At 40.4% G+C, this 14,323-nt stretch carries 19 protein-coding genes; 11 read left to right on the forward strand and 8 right to left on the reverse strand.

The annotated features are described in order from the left end of the window. The first annotated feature begins 114 nt into the window (after window positions 1-114). Window positions 115-1,710 carry a PIN domain-containing protein gene (locus IEY53_RS33675; protein ID WP_189032568.1) on the forward strand — a complete coding sequence of 532 codons (1,596 nt, stop codon included), beginning with the start codon at window positions 115-117 and terminating at the stop codon, window positions 1,708-1,710. 262 nt (window positions 1,711-1,972) lie between these two features. On the opposite strand, the gene IEY53_RS33680 is transcribed toward IEY53_RS33675, so the two are convergent. The 3 genes from IEY53_RS33680 to IEY53_RS33690 all read right to left on the reverse strand — a co-directional run bounded on the left by IEY53_RS33680 (window position 1,973) and on the right by IEY53_RS33690 (window position 3,125). Further along, window positions 1,973-2,542 (reverse strand): manganese catalase family protein, encoded by a 570-nt coding sequence (locus IEY53_RS33680; RefSeq protein WP_189032570.1) that lies wholly within the window; start codon window positions 2,540-2,542, stop codon window positions 1,973-1,975. Between the two features lie 61 nt (window positions 2,543-2,603). Beyond that, on the reverse strand, window positions 2,604-2,870 hold the full coding sequence (locus tag IEY53_RS33685) for a spore coat protein CotJB (RefSeq protein ID WP_189032572.1): 267 nt from the start codon (window positions 2,868-2,870) through the stop codon (window positions 2,604-2,606). Window positions 2,871-2,873: 3 nt separating this feature from the next. Beyond that, complete coding sequence (locus tag IEY53_RS33690; protein WP_308424280.1) at window positions 2,874-3,125, reverse strand: spore coat associated protein CotJA; 252 nt, start codon at window positions 3,123-3,125, stop codon at window positions 2,874-2,876. A 189-nt stretch (window positions 3,126-3,314) separates the two neighbouring features. Between IEY53_RS33690 and IEY53_RS33695 the strand changes: the two genes are divergently transcribed. The 4 genes from IEY53_RS33695 (at window position 3,315) to IEY53_RS33710 (ending at window position 6,672) form a co-directional block, all read left to right on the forward strand. Beyond that, window positions 3,315-3,518, forward strand: coding sequence for a hypothetical protein (locus tag IEY53_RS33695; protein ID WP_189032575.1), 204 nt, complete (start codon window positions 3,315-3,317; stop codon window positions 3,516-3,518). A gap of 1,246 nt (window positions 3,519-4,764) precedes the next feature. Then, complete coding sequence (locus IEY53_RS33700; protein WP_229696516.1) at window positions 4,765-5,838, forward strand: MBL fold metallo-hydrolase; 1,074 nt, start codon at window positions 4,765-4,767, stop codon at window positions 5,836-5,838. Continuing rightward, window positions 5,835-6,050 (forward strand): DUF3006 domain-containing protein, encoded by a 216-nt coding sequence (locus IEY53_RS33705; protein ID WP_189032576.1) that lies wholly within the window; start codon window positions 5,835-5,837, stop codon window positions 6,048-6,050. The genes IEY53_RS33700 and IEY53_RS33705 overlap by 4 nt, the downstream gene beginning before the upstream one ends. 178 nt (window positions 6,051-6,228) lie before the next feature. Continuing rightward, window positions 6,229-6,672, forward strand: coding sequence for a hypothetical protein (locus IEY53_RS33710; RefSeq protein WP_189032577.1), 444 nt, complete (start codon window positions 6,229-6,231; stop codon window positions 6,670-6,672). A 30-nt stretch (window positions 6,673-6,702) separates the two neighbouring features. Here the strand turns inward: IEY53_RS33710 and IEY53_RS33715 are convergent, their stop codons facing one another. Next, complete coding sequence (locus IEY53_RS33715) at window positions 6,703-7,197, reverse strand: YhjD family protein (protein WP_189032579.1); 495 nt, start codon at window positions 7,195-7,197, stop codon at window positions 6,703-6,705. Window positions 7,198-7,419: 222 nt separating this feature from the next. After that, window positions 7,420-7,617 carry a hypothetical protein gene (locus IEY53_RS33720; RefSeq protein WP_189032581.1) on the reverse strand — a complete coding sequence of 66 codons (198 nt, stop codon included), beginning with the start codon at window positions 7,615-7,617 and terminating at the stop codon, window positions 7,420-7,422. Window positions 7,618-7,829: 212 nt separating this feature from the next. Here IEY53_RS33720 and IEY53_RS33725 point away from each other — a divergent pair, with 212 nt between their 5' ends. The 6 genes from IEY53_RS33725 to IEY53_RS33750 all read left to right on the forward strand — a co-directional run bounded on the left by IEY53_RS33725 (window position 7,830) and on the right by IEY53_RS33750 (window position 12,725). Further along, entirely contained in the window at window positions 7,830-8,546 is a 717-nt protein-coding gene (locus IEY53_RS33725) for a hypothetical protein (RefSeq protein WP_189032582.1), read from the forward strand. Between the two features lie 69 nt (window positions 8,547-8,615). Next, window positions 8,616-9,479 carry an ATP-dependent DNA ligase gene (locus IEY53_RS33730; RefSeq protein WP_189032583.1) on the forward strand — a complete coding sequence of 288 codons (864 nt, stop codon included), beginning with the start codon at window positions 8,616-8,618 and terminating at the stop codon, window positions 9,477-9,479. 36 nt (window positions 9,480-9,515) lie between these two features. Then, window positions 9,516-10,190 carry an SOS response-associated peptidase gene (locus IEY53_RS33735; protein ID WP_189032584.1) on the forward strand — a complete coding sequence of 225 codons (675 nt, stop codon included), beginning with the start codon at window positions 9,516-9,518 and terminating at the stop codon, window positions 10,188-10,190. A 598-nt stretch (window positions 10,191-10,788) separates the two neighbouring features. Beyond that, complete coding sequence (locus IEY53_RS33740; protein ID WP_189032585.1) at window positions 10,789-11,451, forward strand: polymorphic toxin type 44 domain-containing protein; 663 nt, start codon at window positions 10,789-10,791, stop codon at window positions 11,449-11,451. Window positions 11,452-11,651: 200 nt separating this feature from the next. Continuing rightward, window positions 11,652-12,248, forward strand: a complete 597-nt coding sequence (locus IEY53_RS33745) for a hypothetical protein (protein WP_189032586.1) — start codon at window positions 11,652-11,654, stop codon at window positions 12,246-12,248. 168 nt (window positions 12,249-12,416) lie between these two features. Next, window positions 12,417-12,725 carry a hypothetical protein gene (locus IEY53_RS33750; protein WP_189032587.1) on the forward strand — a complete coding sequence of 103 codons (309 nt, stop codon included), beginning with the start codon at window positions 12,417-12,419 and terminating at the stop codon, window positions 12,723-12,725. 95 nt (window positions 12,726-12,820) lie between these two features. Here the strand turns inward: IEY53_RS33750 and IEY53_RS33755 are convergent, their stop codons facing one another. The 3 genes from IEY53_RS33755 to IEY53_RS33765 all read right to left on the reverse strand — a co-directional run bounded on the left by IEY53_RS33755 (window position 12,821) and on the right by IEY53_RS33765 (window position 13,838). Further along, on the reverse strand, window positions 12,821-13,039 hold the full coding sequence (locus tag IEY53_RS33755; RefSeq protein WP_189032588.1) for a hypothetical protein: 219 nt from the start codon (window positions 13,037-13,039) through the stop codon (window positions 12,821-12,823). Next, the gene (locus IEY53_RS33760; protein WP_189032590.1) at window positions 13,036-13,419 is read right to left on the reverse strand and encodes a hypothetical protein; all 384 of its coding nucleotides are present in this window, start codon (window positions 13,417-13,419) and stop codon (window positions 13,036-13,038) included. Before IEY53_RS33760 ends, IEY53_RS33755 begins: the two co-directional genes overlap by 4 nt. Window positions 13,420-13,631: 212 nt before the next feature. Beyond that, window positions 13,632-13,838 (reverse strand): hypothetical protein, encoded by a 207-nt coding sequence (locus IEY53_RS33765; RefSeq protein WP_189032592.1) that lies wholly within the window; start codon window positions 13,836-13,838, stop codon window positions 13,632-13,634. Between the last annotated feature and the right edge of the window lie 485 nt (window positions 13,839-14,323).

Consider the following 14,323-nt stretch of genomic DNA (forward strand, 5'->3'; position numbering starts at 1 on the left):
CCCATTTGACTCTATACGGAGAGCTTAAAGGTAAAATTATTCGCGGTCAAGGTACTAGGAGAATACGAGAAAATTATTCATCTGAATGACGAAATCACATTAACGAGCATTAGTTTGTTAGAGATAGTCACTACAATATATTTTAATTTCGAGTGGTACGATATAGCAAAGAATAATTATTGGGCATTATATCAAAAAACTCATGATATTTCTTTCTTATGTAGATATGCAAATTGCTTATTTCGCTTAGGCTCTACTAGAGAATGTTTAGAAGTTCTTAGTTCAATTGAACAGAGAATAAAAGAAAGACCTACAATAGAGCTTCTTCATTTGTTAAGTATTAGTTATACTCAAGCCAATGTTTACCTAAAATCTCTGGAGTATGCATATAAAATGTTCGAGATGGGAAAAGAAATACCAGAAGTCTGGCAGTTTTATTTTTCTCAATTCCTAAAAAACTCACAACATATTGATAAACCTATGCATGAATGGGTAGAAGCATATCAGTTTATTTGGACTAACTTCAGTATACAATTTCCAGAGGAAGAACCATTATATACAGAAGTGAAGGCTTTAAATGATGATGATACAATCTCCGATCAACTTATAGAAATGCTTAAAAGCCACCAAAAATCGTATGAACAGACGATGCAAATGATAAAAATTAATAAACTCCCTCCAAGTTTCATGGCGGCGCTCCTTAACAAAGGACCTTATGAAACTTGGATGCACTATTATCAGACATCAGATTTAAATTTTTGGATATTTCAAGGTTCTGACTTACAAAGCGTAAGAGATGGAGTGCAGACTTCAAAGATATCAGAGAAGATTTTGTGTGACTCATATACTTTATTATCTATACGGCAGCTTAATCTACTTGATGAGCTTGCAAGCATGTACAAATTGTATATTCATCAGAATGATTTTAATGAACTTTTTAATGAATACTTAAACAAAAGGGTTATAAGTAAACATGGACTTTCAACAATTGCTTACGAGCAGGGCCAGATTATTCATACAGAAAATACTCTCGGTCAAGTACAAAAGTATCTTGAAGAATACGAAGATTTTATATCGTGGATAAATAATAATTGCATAAAAGTTGGGAATCGAATCGCAAATAATGAAACTGATGAAAAATTAAAGTTCCTTTATCAGTCTATTGAAATTTGTGGGGACGAAAATCTGATTCTAATGGTAGATAGTTATCAAATACGCGGGTTGGCAAAGGAACTTTTAGATGTCGACTCTTTTAATATTTGTGAGTGGATAATCAACATGTTCACTAAAGGAAGGATTAATAAGGAGAAGTATTTAGAATATATGGGCGATCTACTTGTCATTGGATATGCAATAATCCCCATTGATGATCAAATAATTATGCATCATTTAAGCAAAAGCCATTATATTCTAAACGATAAAATCAATCAGTTATTCACTTATTTAAAGAGAGATGACCTACATCCTGAGTATGTCTTAGAGGTCAGTTCACGCATTTTAAAGTGGGTTTGGTTAGAAAGCATACCTAACTTCCATAGGCAAACCATAACTGATGCAGTGTGTAGCGTTGTTACCTTTCAAAAAAACAAACAAGAAGTGATTCAAAATCTACTAGCTTTAACAGAACCACTATTCTCAATATTAGTTCAACATCAATTTGATAAATTAAAAGATGCAGCCAATTATTGGTTGTTGGGTAAAATTATATAACACTTCTGTGTAGATATAACAGTGGTAAGAAAGTCAGATTGCGATTAGACGAAAAAGAGTGTATTGGAAGAAATGATTTTGGGGATTAACAAGCAACAACTCTGGAAGTTTTGATGTGGATTGACATAAACTCAATAAACTCTTGTTGAAAAGCCAAAGCCAAATTCCATGTAACTCGTGGGGAATGTAAGAATAGACCGCAGATGTACAATTCCTGCGGTCCCTTTTAACGAGCTATCTATTATTTCGTGTGTACATCTTCTCAAAACACCTTCTTCTTCCCCCGCTCATCAATAAGAATCTGCACCGACTCCTTAAACCGCAGCGCATGCACAATCTCACGTTCACGTAAAAACTTAAGACCGTCCTGCAAATCAACATCATCCGTCATGTCGATCAGCCACTGGTATGTAGCCCGGGCCTTTTCTTCGGCTGCAATGTCCTCGTAGAGATCAGCTAAGGGGTCTCCTTTGGCCTGAATGTAAGTGGCTGTAAAGGGTACACCAGCTGAGTTTTGATAGAACAGGGCATGATCCCGCTGTGCATAGTTCGGGCCAAGTCCGGCAGCTTCCAGCTCCTGGACGGAAGCATCTTTCGTAAGCTTGTAGATCATAGTGGCAATCATCTCTAGGTGACTAAATTCCTCAGTTGAAATATCCGTTAATACACCTATAACTTTGTCTGGTATTGCATAACGTTGGTTCATGTACCGTAGCGCCGCCGCCAACTCGCCATCCGCACCGCCGTATTGCTCCATCAAATAACGCGCCATACGAACATCGCATTTGCTGACACGCACCGGATATTGCAGCTTTTTTTCATAAATCCACATTGCTTAATCTCCCCCTCCTTGAGCAAAATAAGTTCACTGCAATGATCAGCCGCACCGTTACCTACACCTGCCAAGGCCACGGGGGCTGATTCCATTCCCATGGACATTTAGAGTAAGCCCGCCCAAAATTTTGCAAGGGACCATATAACTCCTGGAACTGTTTTGCCAAGCGGGTACGCTCATGGGTCAGTTGGTTAAACTGCTGGATGCTTCGTAAATCATCAGGATGGGTGTCCAAATAAAGATTGAGCTCGACCAGAGCAAAATCCAGGATTTGCAGTTGCTCCAGCATTTCGTAATAACGGGGTTCGCACGGGTTTGCCTCCATGAACTATCTCCCTCCTTGCTTAGACTCATAGGGGCTGAACAACGCGGGCCATAACGTGCCTAACCTCAGTGCTTCAGGCAAGGAAAACTGGGGCAGATCCGGTGGCTGGAAACTGATGAATTGATTAGGCGGTACAACGTACGTCTTAAAAGGTACTGGCGGGCAGGGATCAAACGGACCCCTGTAGGGCGTATACACCCGTTCCTGTGATTCCATAATTGCAATTCCTCCTTTTAAACCTCTTCCCTTGGTCATGAGACTCTAGTCATTCTTCCCTTAACTAACTTATGACAGCGTCATACATTATAAAACGATGTTTTCAAAAAAACTCTTGTTCTATAGGAAATATGATTATCACATAAGACAAGGAGTTATATATGCAGAATATTGGTCTTTACCCTGAGCACTCAGGCTATCGGTCAGAAGTACAATCGGAGGGAGTCGATGCTGACTCTGGTTGTAGGTATGGTGATCAGGACGAGAAGCAAGGAGCCGGAATGGCTGAACGGTGAGGGAGACGGCGGCGAAGACGGGCAGCCTCTGATGAGAGTACCGGTTATAAGAGTCAGGGTGAGGAACAAGACACCAGAGGTACCACTACAAAAAGACCCAGTGTTTAACCGGGTCTACACCTTTATTTTTATTTAGCTGAGGTAATTAATAGATTTATTAACTTCGCTATCGTCAATATTTTTAACGCCCATAAGCCTATAATTCAGTAATTGGCTGACTGTTATTAGGCCAGTCCTTATAAGCCAAATTTGCATTCTTGAGTACATTCACTTATTAAACCCTAAATACAAACACCTTGTAATTTTTTTGTGTAGACTCTAAATTCAAATCTCCCATGCATAAACCAACTACAAGCAATGCGGATCGTCCCCGCAGAATACCCTCCCAGCACGCCGTAATCCATCTGGTCGACGGATGACCTTCATAAATATATGTCCGTTACTGCAGTCAATTTGCGGCAAGTCTGTCAAGCAACCAAAGTGTCATTACTTCTCCACTGTCATTAAAAATAAATGAAGCTAAATGTGTATTGATCATTATTTCTTCTTTATCCGGAATCTCTTTAATAGACGCCTAAAAATCCTTTTTCTTTGTTGTCATAGGCAGCTAAACTAAACCCATATCTCTTACCATATAAGTCCAGTACTTGGGCCTTGTTCATCCCCACCTGGATGCCACGTGATGATTCATAAATTCCTTTCTATTCATCTTGCAATGAGATCAAAACAACTTTATCCTCTCTGTATGGTACTTTCACACCAAAATCATTAAGTGGAAATTTGTTCCCTATTGCACTTCCAAAACTTTTTCCGCATCTTCCCGACTCATCCCATACTTAACAATTTGCTTTTCGTCGTCAACATTATGAATAACAATATCCTCAGCGTGAGTGTGTCTGGTTTAAATCCATCCGTGCTGCAGCCGATCAAAACCAGAAATGTGGCTATAAGAAGAAACATTTTTGTTTTCGGTAATAATGGAGCCATTCAAAACTCACAAATTTAAGAAAAAATTACAAACCTATTCTGAAACAGAGAATACCTAACCTATACAAACTGACAGCAGACGCTGATGCTTGCGGAATTTATCTTGGTCCTAATTTCCCGTTGATAGTACGTTGGATGGAACACAGAGATTGCTGCAGTCGAGTCCATAATAGCACCTTCGGATGACGGCATACACTGCGAAATACTTTTGCGTAAATGCGAAAACAATCCACAATGGGAAACAATCGTAGAACGCCTCTTAGAGTATGAAGGAAATAACTGAATTAAAAAACCTTCAACATTTCGTAGACAATTAAAATCTAACTCCTATTTATGTAGAAATAATTACCTATCTCTGTTAGACTACTTTAAATACATATATTAGGGGGATTTAAATGAATATGATTAAGAAAACTAGCGTCTCATTATTCTTGTCTATTATTTTGATAATGCTTCCACTTATAGCAAACGCTCATCCCGGACGTACCGATTCTAACGGTGGGCATTATTGCCGGACGAATTGCGCAAAATGGGGACTGGAAAACGGAGAATATCATTATCACAACGGCGGCGGATCTACCACAACCACGCCAGCTACTCCAAAACCAACTGCAAAGCCCACACAAAAACCAGAAACTAAAAGATCCGAACCTACAGCTACTCCTGCTCCAGCTTTATTGTTACCTAAGAAGCAAAACGTAGGCACACTGCAGGTCTATTATTTTGATGTTGGGCAAGGAGATTCCACACTTATCAGGACTCCAAAAAATCAATACATACTTATCGATGGAGGGAATAACAACCAGGGTAAAAATGTCGTTAAATATCTGGAATCGCTTGGTGTTAAGACCTTGGATGCCATGGTAGCAACACATCCTGATGCGGATCATATTGGTGGATTAGACGATGTTCTGAAGGCTGTAGACGTGAAAGCTGTTTATGCCCCTAAAGTCTCACATACTACTGAAACTTATAAAGACTTTTTAACAGCTGTTAAAAATGAAGGCCGCACTATCAAACCCGTAACTAAAGGGGTTACTATACCGCTGACTGGTATCAATGCCAAATTTCTCGCCCCAGTTAATACTTACAGTGATGATCTAAACGATTGGAGCGCAGTTTTGAAAGTCACATACAAAAATAACTCCTTCCTATTCACAGGAGATGCTGAGCTCAAGTCTGAAAATGATATGCTTGCTGACGGCTTGGATCTTAAAGCAGATGTCCTAAAGGTCGGCCATCATGGCTCGAGCAGTTCAACCAGTAAACCTTTTATTGACGCTGTGAAACCTAAATATGCAGTTATTAGCGTCGGCAAAAACAATTATGGCCATCCGGATTCAGGTATACTGTCGAGGCTAAAAAATATAAATGCGACAATCTTCCGTACGGACCAAAAAGGCAGCATCACTGCAGTCAGCGATGGTAACAAAATTACCTTTACTACGACTAAAGGGGGGCTAAAATGAGAAAAGGAATAATTGATCGTTTTGAAGGAGACTTTGCAGTTGTTGAGTTTAACGGCCAAACCGAAGATCTCTTAAAATCCGATCTACCTGAGGATGCAAAAGCTGGGGATACCCTGATTTTCGAGGATGGTAATGTCATAATTGATAAAGAGGGTACTGCATCACGCAAGAAGGAAATTAATGAGTTGATGGACAAACTTTTCGAAGATTAAACTTACCCCAGGAAAAATTATCATTGTTTTGTACAATAAAATTAAGTGATAAACCCCGCCAGTATAATCACTGACGGGGTTTTGTTTATGCAGACCGACTAACTCTTTTTAAATATGTACAGGCATTCAATCCTTCCTCTCATAAAATATAGCATCTACTAAGAGAGGTAAGGTGAATATGATGAGTATTCAGTTTTTGGATATGCGTATCTCACAGGATAGTGTAGTGGATACACCAGGTATTAATTTGGTCCGTTCGGGTGCGATTTTCGGTGACATTGGACTTCAAACCTCAAATGTTACACCTGCAAATGCAAGCTTGGTAAGGGTCACCTTAAATGCTTATGTAAGGCTTAGCGTTGATGTTAGCGTTATAGTTCAAAACGATGTTACTTTTAGCATCTACCGCAATAATACATTAATCTTTAGTACAACGTACCCGGGAAACATCAATAATACAGTGACCCAATACGAAATGGTAGGAATAACTGCTGTTGACTTCCCGCCAGCTAGTGATGTGCTCACAGGCCAAATTCAATATACTATTTTAGCATCAGCCATTAGGACTGCAACTCTAGGAGCAAGAAGTTTCAGTGGAATTGCAGTAGCAGGTAATGGATAATAATCGTTCGTGCCCCCGGAACTTCGGGGATTATTTTTTTATCACATTATTTAAGATGTTCCTTAACGCTTCTCCGAGCTCGGCTGTATACTTGGTCAACCGCAGGCTAATCTCGGTACGCATTACATCGCGGGTAAGTCCGAATCGCTCCTGGTATCCCCGGCAAAATATTTTGTGATAAGAGATAAATTCATCTTGCTCATCCGCGAAAAATTTAATATTCCGCTGCTTCAGTTCTTTTTGCAGTTGATAGGTATCCCGCATGATCCGGCGCTGTATAGCCTGCCCGGCCATCAGATAGGCTCGTTTAAGGACGTTGCCGGAATGCTCTATCTCCTTCAGGCTCTTGCCCACCATTGTATCTATATGTGGTAGTAAAATGAGATCCCGGATCATCTCGCGCTCATCATTAGTGAGCATCTTACTGCCGGTGGTCTTCTCCTCTTCTTTTCGCTCATACTGTTCTACATGATCTGTTAGTAACATCTTTGATTTCCATCGTTCATTCGCATCTAATTTGCTCATGATATGTCCCCCCTCAATGATACAACCAGTAATCTATGTTAGTTCCACGCCTGGCGCTCTGTGCGCCTCCATGCGGCGCTGTATCATACGGGCGTTACGTTCCCAGCCCTCGATAATTGCAACCGTCTTAATGGCTTTGCCCGCTTCCCATACTATTTAATTCTCTGCAGCCAGCACTTTAAAACCTTTTATTATCTCCGCAGCAGCTCGCGCGGGGTATCATCAAGCATAGCGATTCTCTCGCGCCAGCTGCCATGAGAGGATGCTTGACTCCAAGAACACACGCGGCGCGTTGGTGGTCAGACAGGTCGCGCGGATACGGCCCTCACGTATGCCGTTCACTTCGATCTTCCGCTGCGTAATCTTGCCCGCTTTATCCAGGTAGATGATTTCGATGGTTTGGCCGATGCTCATTTTCATGATTGATCGCCTCCGATAAAACAAGAACATTTGTTTGTATTATAACCAAACGTATGTTCTTTATACAATGAGTAAGATATTCTTTGACTGGGATAAAAAAGAATTTTATCATGTTCACTCACTATATTGCAGATATAGGCATATTTGTTTAGACAATCCTTGTTATTTTTTGTAAAGTAAAAATCTATAATACATAATGAGGAGTGTTACAAATGAAGAAAGTGAAGATAGTTCTAATGTTACTACTTATTTTTGCTGCTTTACCTGTATCAAGTGCTATCGCCTATTCAGGAGATGATATTTTTCCGTTAATGGTGAAAGATACAGAAGAATCAACAAGTTCTAGTACTAGCCTATCTGGTATTCAAAAAATAGTCTATACCACTTCATCTTCTTATGAAGCAACCCATTTTACTATTATTTCTTCCTCTGGTGGGTATGACTCACCTTCTACAAGTGCTAACTCAGCTTTCGTTTATGCCTATGATACTAACGATAAAAAATTCCCTGTAGGGCTTGTCAGTCCCCAGGGGACTTTAAGCAAAGATATTTCAATTCCTAATTTCAAGAAAATTGAAATTGTTGGTCAGGGCGCTGAAAGTCAACGGATTGGAATTGGATCAATAGCAGTTTTTGCTTTGGATACAACACCATCTACGACACCGACGCCAACACCAACACCTGAAGTGCCCTCTGGTGATCGTGCAATCCTGACCATTTCATTGACCACAGGTATAGATAAAGAATATGATTTATCTATGACTGAGGTAAGTGCATTCCTTAACTGGTATGATTCAGCTTCCGGATCTGTTCGTTATGGGATTGAAAAGCACGACAACAACAAAGGCCCATTCAGCAAACGGACTGAATACGTAGTACATGACAAGATACTCACCTTTGAAGTAAGTGAGTACACAGTTAAAGAATAGTCCCCCTCCAATACTTACCTCCTATATCCAAAGTAGACAAGCGCTATAATTGGTACAGGAGGTTTTTTTATGTTTATATCCCCTATGTTGCTGCAACCGGCTCCCGGGCCCTTTAGCCATAATGATTTTATATTTGAACCAAAGATAGACGGCCACCGTCTGATCTACTCACAGGAGTCCGGTGCGGTCCAGCTTTATACCCGCCACAATAACGAATGCACCCGTCAGTACCCTGAACTACAGCTCCCCTTTGCCAACGACATTATCCTTGACGGTGAAGTCGCCTGTGTTGATCCGACCACAGGAGTATCTGATTTTGAATCGGTCATGAGCCGGTTCCAGGCGCGTCGGGCGGATAAGATACAGCAGCTTACCAGGACCCTGCCAGCCTATTACGCTATCTTTGATATTTTGATGTATAAGGGCCAGGACTTACGCGGAATGCCGCTGCTACGGCGCAAGGAGATTCTGGCAGGCTTATCACTGCCATCAGGAAGGTTTGGGGTGGTGCCGCACGTTGACGGTGCAGGAGAGGCCTTATTTGAGCAGATAGAGACGCGCGGAATGGAAGGCGTCGTAGGCAAGCGAAAAAACAGTCTGTACGAGACTGGCCGCCGATCCGCCGCATGGCAGAAAGTAATCAACTGGACCTATGCTGATGTGTTTATAACCGGTTACCGCAAACAGGAGTTTGGCTGGCTTGCTGCGATCCCGTCCGGTACGTCCGGTAGGCTGCGCCCGGCTGGGATAATTGAGCTCGGCGCGTCACCTCTCCACAAGCAGGCATTTAGAGGCGTGGCCCAGCAGCTTGTTAAAGGCGAGGATAAGGAGTTTGTACATCTGGAACCCCGGCTGCGGGCACGAGTGAGGATGAGGAACTGGACCAAATCCGGTATGCTGCGGACGCCAGTGTTTGAAGAGTTCATAATTTGATTATTATAAAGACATCCTTATATGGAGGTTGATTATATGTGCGGACGGTTTACCATTACAGTCACCCTGGAAGAATTAATGACCCGTTATCTAATCGATGACAGCAAAATACAGCACTTGTCGCCTAACTATAATGTCGCTCCTATGCATAATATACCGGCCGTAATCGGCAGCGACTCAGGAAATCGGTTGGGTGAGCTTCGCTGGGGCCTGGTTCCCGTCTGGGCCAAGGATAATAAAATCGGCAATAAGATGATAAATGCCCGCTCTGAAACAGTTGCCGAAAAGCCCGCCTTTAAACGGCTGCTTAAATCTCGCCGTTGTATCATTCCGGCTGACGGTTTTTATGAATGGAAAAAGGAAGGCTCTAGTAAACAACCAATGCGCATCCTCTTAAGTGATGGTGGTATCTTCTCTTTTGCAGGGCTTTACGACACTTGGGAAGATCCCGAAGGGAATAAACTTAGTACCTGTACAATCATAACAACAGAGCCCAATAGTCTAATGGCCGATATCCATAATCGTATGCCGGTGATCCTTCGTCCGGAGGATGAGGCCGACTGGTTGGGACGTGATAATGATGATGTACAGTCATTGCTTGGGCTGTTGAAACCTTATCAATCATCCAAGATGAGGGCTTATCCAGTTGACCCTTCTGTAGGTAATGTGCGCAATAACTCTGTCGACCTTATACAAGAGATTGCCCAATGAACGCTAGAACAACCCCGCCGACCACTTAAGGTTGACGGGGTTGTTTTAATTATGCAGGGTGACAACTACTGAACATATTGACTATTAAACAGAAACCAACCAACAATGTTTCTACTCACGCTGCCTTCATGGCAAGGTTACCCAATTAGTTTGAATTTCTGTCAAAATAAATTATCAACTTATTTCTACAATCTCACCAACCATAATCACCGATACTAATAAAAACCCTAGAATTGAGCTCAGTAATATTGCAATTATTGAAAGAAATATAGAAGTCTTGTTATTTATCTTATAGAAGCTTAGAACACCCAAGACAAACGATAACATAGTCGGTACCAATAAATAACTATTAAAACCATTAGTTTTCCAATGAGAAGGCATAGAAAAGAAAATTATCCAACACAAAATTGATAATACTAGAGCAGTTAAACTAGTTTTTTTCACCACTTTCACTCCCTTGTAAATTAAAATGTAGAAACTCTCACTCCTCCCTTTATAGAATTATAACAAATTTTTTCCATGGGCGATTTGACTTTTATTGGTATATTAAGATATTATATTTAATTTCTTCAAAATACTAGATAAGCAGGAGGTTCAAATGGGAAAAGGTATTAAGTCTGTTCTACTTTGTATTGTGTTGCTACTGTCGGTTTCGACTAATGTTTTTGCTGCAGAGGTTACACCTAATGCAGATCCTGTAGAAAATATCACTTCGGAATTTTCAGGAAAAATGAGAAGCAATGCGGCTTATATGGCATATTACGCATATACCGAGACAAGGGATTTTGGAACTTATCCTGTTATGACTGGCGAAGAATTTGTAAGTAAGGTAAAAACTCGTGGACCATGGGACTACAAATTTCCTTATGGATATAGTAAACCTTGGATTTTTGCTGGAGTAACCACAACAGGTGAGGACTTAGGTAATATACATTACGGGTATGTTGGCAGAGCAGCTGGCTTTACAGATCTTATTTTGAAATCTGCAGCAGGGGTTTATCAAATATATTCTGGTACTTATCATATTGGATGGTATGCTTCTTATTTTGATGATCCCAAAGATCAAATTGCAATACAACGTGGACTTAACTATTGGGCTAATGGTAACCTCCCTAGTACATTTTCGTTAACTCAGGAGAGACAAGAACTGATTGATACATTAACAGAAGAACAAAAGCAAGAAATTGAACAGAATGTTAAAGAAAAAGCAGGAGAGCTAGGCTTAACCGCAACTAACGGTGCAGTTACTCCAGAAAAATAGTTGCTACAAGCAAATCTAATATACCCGTCAGGCATACGCCCGGCGGGTTATTTTATTTATGCTCTAAACTCAAATCTCTCCCGAACAAACCGGGAGCCCTAACACTTGGGGGGGCCGTTATATTATTCTGTGTAAAATACATAGTAAAAATCCCCCAGTTCTGATAAACTGTTTGTATTTATTGAACTGGGGGATTTCAAATGATTGCATATCGTATTAGGTTTAGAGTAATCGTAAGTGGATTTCTGCTATTATTTGCTCTAACAGCTTGTGGAGATAAATCGAATAATATAGTCGATGATAAATCTTCTATAATGGCTGAGGTTGAATTTGCACTAAAGATGGAGAGCCTTGGTAAGCCGAAGGACGAATCTTCAATTAAATTCATCCGTGAAATGTCTGAATTTTTGGAAAATGAGAACGATAAAAGATCCTTTCTTCAAATAGCAGACTTACTGGAAGGAAAGAATTACGCAGAAGTAGAAAAGATTTTTAAAGAATTAGGCGGGGAACTCGGGCCTTCAGCAACACCTTCTGAACGCGAAATCTCAAATGAAGAAGACGACCAAAAGTTTGCGGAATTGTCTCTTGAGGCTGCCGAAATATACATTAGCGCAACAGTAGATGCAGAACAGGATATTCTTACAGAAATTTCAGATATGATACGCCAAAACACCGTTTTAGTAAAAAAAGAAAATCAGGATAAATTTAATAGCCTGGCTAATTTTATAGAAAATAACGAAAGAATTTCCGCTGAGTCGGCGTTCAATGAACTTCAGGGAAAATATAAAAAATAAACGCAAAAAAAGCCCTGCTGACCACTTAATGTTGACGGAGACTTTATCCATCCAAGACTAACGGGCTGTTACTTTGAACTTAATACCCATAAGGAAGAGAAAACGAGTCATCTCCTTGTTGTCCTAACATACATATTATTAAGTGAACTTCTGTGTGGGGGGCTTGATTTGAGACTGCTGATTCTTGTGGTGGGTATAGTTTTACTTGCTCTACTTTGGACAAACCCCGATAGCTCTGATTTTGAAAAGTGGGTCCATAAGAAAGAACTCACCAATTTTAAAAGAAGTACTCCTTTAAAACCTGTTGGTTTTCGAAGCAAAAATTATCTATTTTTCTCAGTATATGAACTAACGGTTATACGGAAACAGACGGACTTTATGACCGATTACTCCTATTATGGGGGTGTAGGCATATTCGGAATGATATTCTCAACCTCAACACCCGGAATTAATGGCGAGCAGTCCCCTTTATTTTAAATTTGGTCCTTAAGCTTCGGAAAACAAAAACACAGCAAAATTGCACTTCAAATAGATGAAAGATCACAAAACCCGTCAGGCACAAGCCCGACGGGTTATTTTATGTATGCTCTAAATTCAAATCGTTCACGCACAAACCAACTGCCGGCAATCTTGATTGTTTCCGGTGAATATCCCTCCACCAACCCGCCATAATCCATAAGGTGGCCGATTGGGTCCGGTTCTTCTCGGTACCAGACGGAGACCTTGGACTGCGCCAGGGCTGCTGTCAGGAAGTCTGTATCGCTCTCTAGGACTTTGTATGTAGTACTCACAGTTCTTCGCCCAATTCAGAACTTTCTTCAAATAAAGCATCCCCTATTTCTTCATTGTAATAGCACACCCCGTCTTTACAGCCATAAGTGATGGTATTTCCCAAGTCTTCACAAATAAGTATTTCTTCAAAGTCCCCCGGGATAACTCTCGCTAGTTCGTCAAGAAGGGCATGGGCAGCCTGCTCGACTCCTTCATCTTCTTCTCCTTTATATCCAATGGCCGGACCACTTGGGCCTTCATAAGCAGTGAATATCCAATCATTGAATTCTTCATCTTTGACTTGAACTATATAAGAATACGCATCCTCAATATTTGTGGTCTTATAAAGTGGTTCTCCTAATAGTGCTAGTAGTGCCCCCCTTTGCAGTTTTTTCCCCATAGATATTTAAGCTCAAAAAATTAGAAGTTCCATTTTTAAACTTTAGATCACTTAATGCAGTAAATGTATACATTTAATCATTCCTTATTGAGGAGTTTTTATGTTATTTAAATATAATCCATTTGGAACATTATGTATATGAACTCTATATCACTGGTAAGGAAAATTATCCTGAACTGAAAAACGCCTTGCCATAAAAGGCTAGACGTTTTTCAATCTTCGGTGTTAATCTCTCCGTATTCCTCCAGAATCTTTCTTCTAAGCGCTTCAGCTTCAATCGGTTTAATCAAAAGACACTTCTCAAAATGATGCACAATTTCTGTCATTCTTTTTGAATACTCCATATGTTTCATTTCAGGAACATCTGGAGAATCATCATCAATTTCATCATAAAGGTTTTTTATCTTTTCTTTTATCATAGTATAGAAGTTTTTCTTGTGTAAAAGTTGTTCCAATTCCTTGACTCTGAATATCTGTACCGGTACAGATGAATTTTTCTTATATTGTAGCGCATATTACATATGTTTAAAATGTGTGGCAGGGGGGCATTTTTCAATGATTACGGCCAGATTCAGAAAGTTCTTGACCCGGTTGTAATATTATGGATTTTCAATATGAGGAGGCAAGGGTGATGAACACTTAACAAATTAACGTTGCTGTTTACATTGCGGCAATTGTCTACGAGGCCGTTATCGCGTTTGCATTTCTATTTGTTAAAATAACTGTAACCGAGGCTCCCCCTCTGGATGTACTGGCACATCGATATTCTATAGGTTTGGCAGCTGTTTCCATTCCTTTTCTGTTCGGCTGGGTTCACGTAAGGTTTACACTGCGCGATATATGTAGAGTGGTTCCCCTGGGTCTATTTTCTCCGGTATTGTTCTCCGCCTTTCAGATTTACGGA

The sequence above is a fragment of the Paenibacillus albidus genome (assembly GCF_014644435.1).
Lineage (GTDB): Bacteria > Bacillota > Bacilli > Paenibacillales > Paenibacillaceae > Paenibacillus_AQ > Paenibacillus_AQ albidus.

Bases quoted from the DNA above. Each gene is read 5' to 3' on its own strand.
- IEY53_RS33680 (WP_189032570.1), bottom strand. From the start codon at position 2,542: ATGTGGATTTATGAAAAAAAGCTGCAATATCCGGTGCGTGTCAGCAAA.
- IEY53_RS33685 (WP_189032572.1), bottom strand. From the start codon at position 2,870: ATGGAGGCAAACCCGTGCGAACCCCGTTATTACGAAATGCTGGAGCAA.
- IEY53_RS33690 (WP_308424280.1), bottom strand. From the start codon at position 3,125: ATGACCAAGGGAAGAGGTTTAAAAGGAGGAATTGCAATTATGGAATCA.
- IEY53_RS33695 (WP_189032575.1), top strand. From the start codon at position 3,315: ATGCTGACTCTGGTTGTAGGTATGGTGATCAGGACGAGAAGCAAGGAG.
- IEY53_RS33700 (WP_229696516.1), top strand. From the start codon at position 4,765: ATGAATATGATTAAGAAAACTAGCGTCTCATTATTCTTGTCTATTATT.
- IEY53_RS33705 (WP_189032576.1), top strand. From the start codon at position 5,835: ATGAGAAAAGGAATAATTGATCGTTTTGAAGGAGACTTTGCAGTTGTT.
- IEY53_RS33710 (WP_189032577.1), top strand. From the start codon at position 6,229: ATGATGAGTATTCAGTTTTTGGATATGCGTATCTCACAGGATAGTGTA.
- IEY53_RS33715 (WP_189032579.1), bottom strand. From the start codon at position 7,197: ATGAGCAAATTAGATGCGAATGAACGATGGAAATCAAAGATGTTACTA.
- IEY53_RS33720 (WP_189032581.1), bottom strand. From the start codon at position 7,617: ATGAAAATGAGCATCGGCCAAACCATCGAAATCATCTACCTGGATAAA.
- IEY53_RS33725 (WP_189032582.1), top strand. From the start codon at position 7,830: ATGAAGAAAGTGAAGATAGTTCTAATGTTACTACTTATTTTTGCTGCT.
- IEY53_RS33730 (WP_189032583.1), top strand. From the start codon at position 8,616: ATGTTTATATCCCCTATGTTGCTGCAACCGGCTCCCGGGCCCTTTAGC.
- IEY53_RS33735 (WP_189032584.1), top strand. From the start codon at position 9,516: ATGTGCGGACGGTTTACCATTACAGTCACCCTGGAAGAATTAATGACC.
- IEY53_RS33740 (WP_189032585.1), top strand. From the start codon at position 10,789: ATGGGAAAAGGTATTAAGTCTGTTCTACTTTGTATTGTGTTGCTACTG.
- IEY53_RS33745 (WP_189032586.1), top strand. From the start codon at position 11,652: ATGATTGCATATCGTATTAGGTTTAGAGTAATCGTAAGTGGATTTCTG.
- IEY53_RS33760 (WP_189032590.1), bottom strand. From the start codon at position 13,419: ATGGGGAAAAAACTGCAAAGGGGGGCACTACTAGCACTATTAGGAGAA.
- IEY53_RS33765 (WP_189032592.1), bottom strand. From the start codon at position 13,838: ATGATAAAAGAAAAGATAAAAAACCTTTATGATGAAATTGATGATGAT.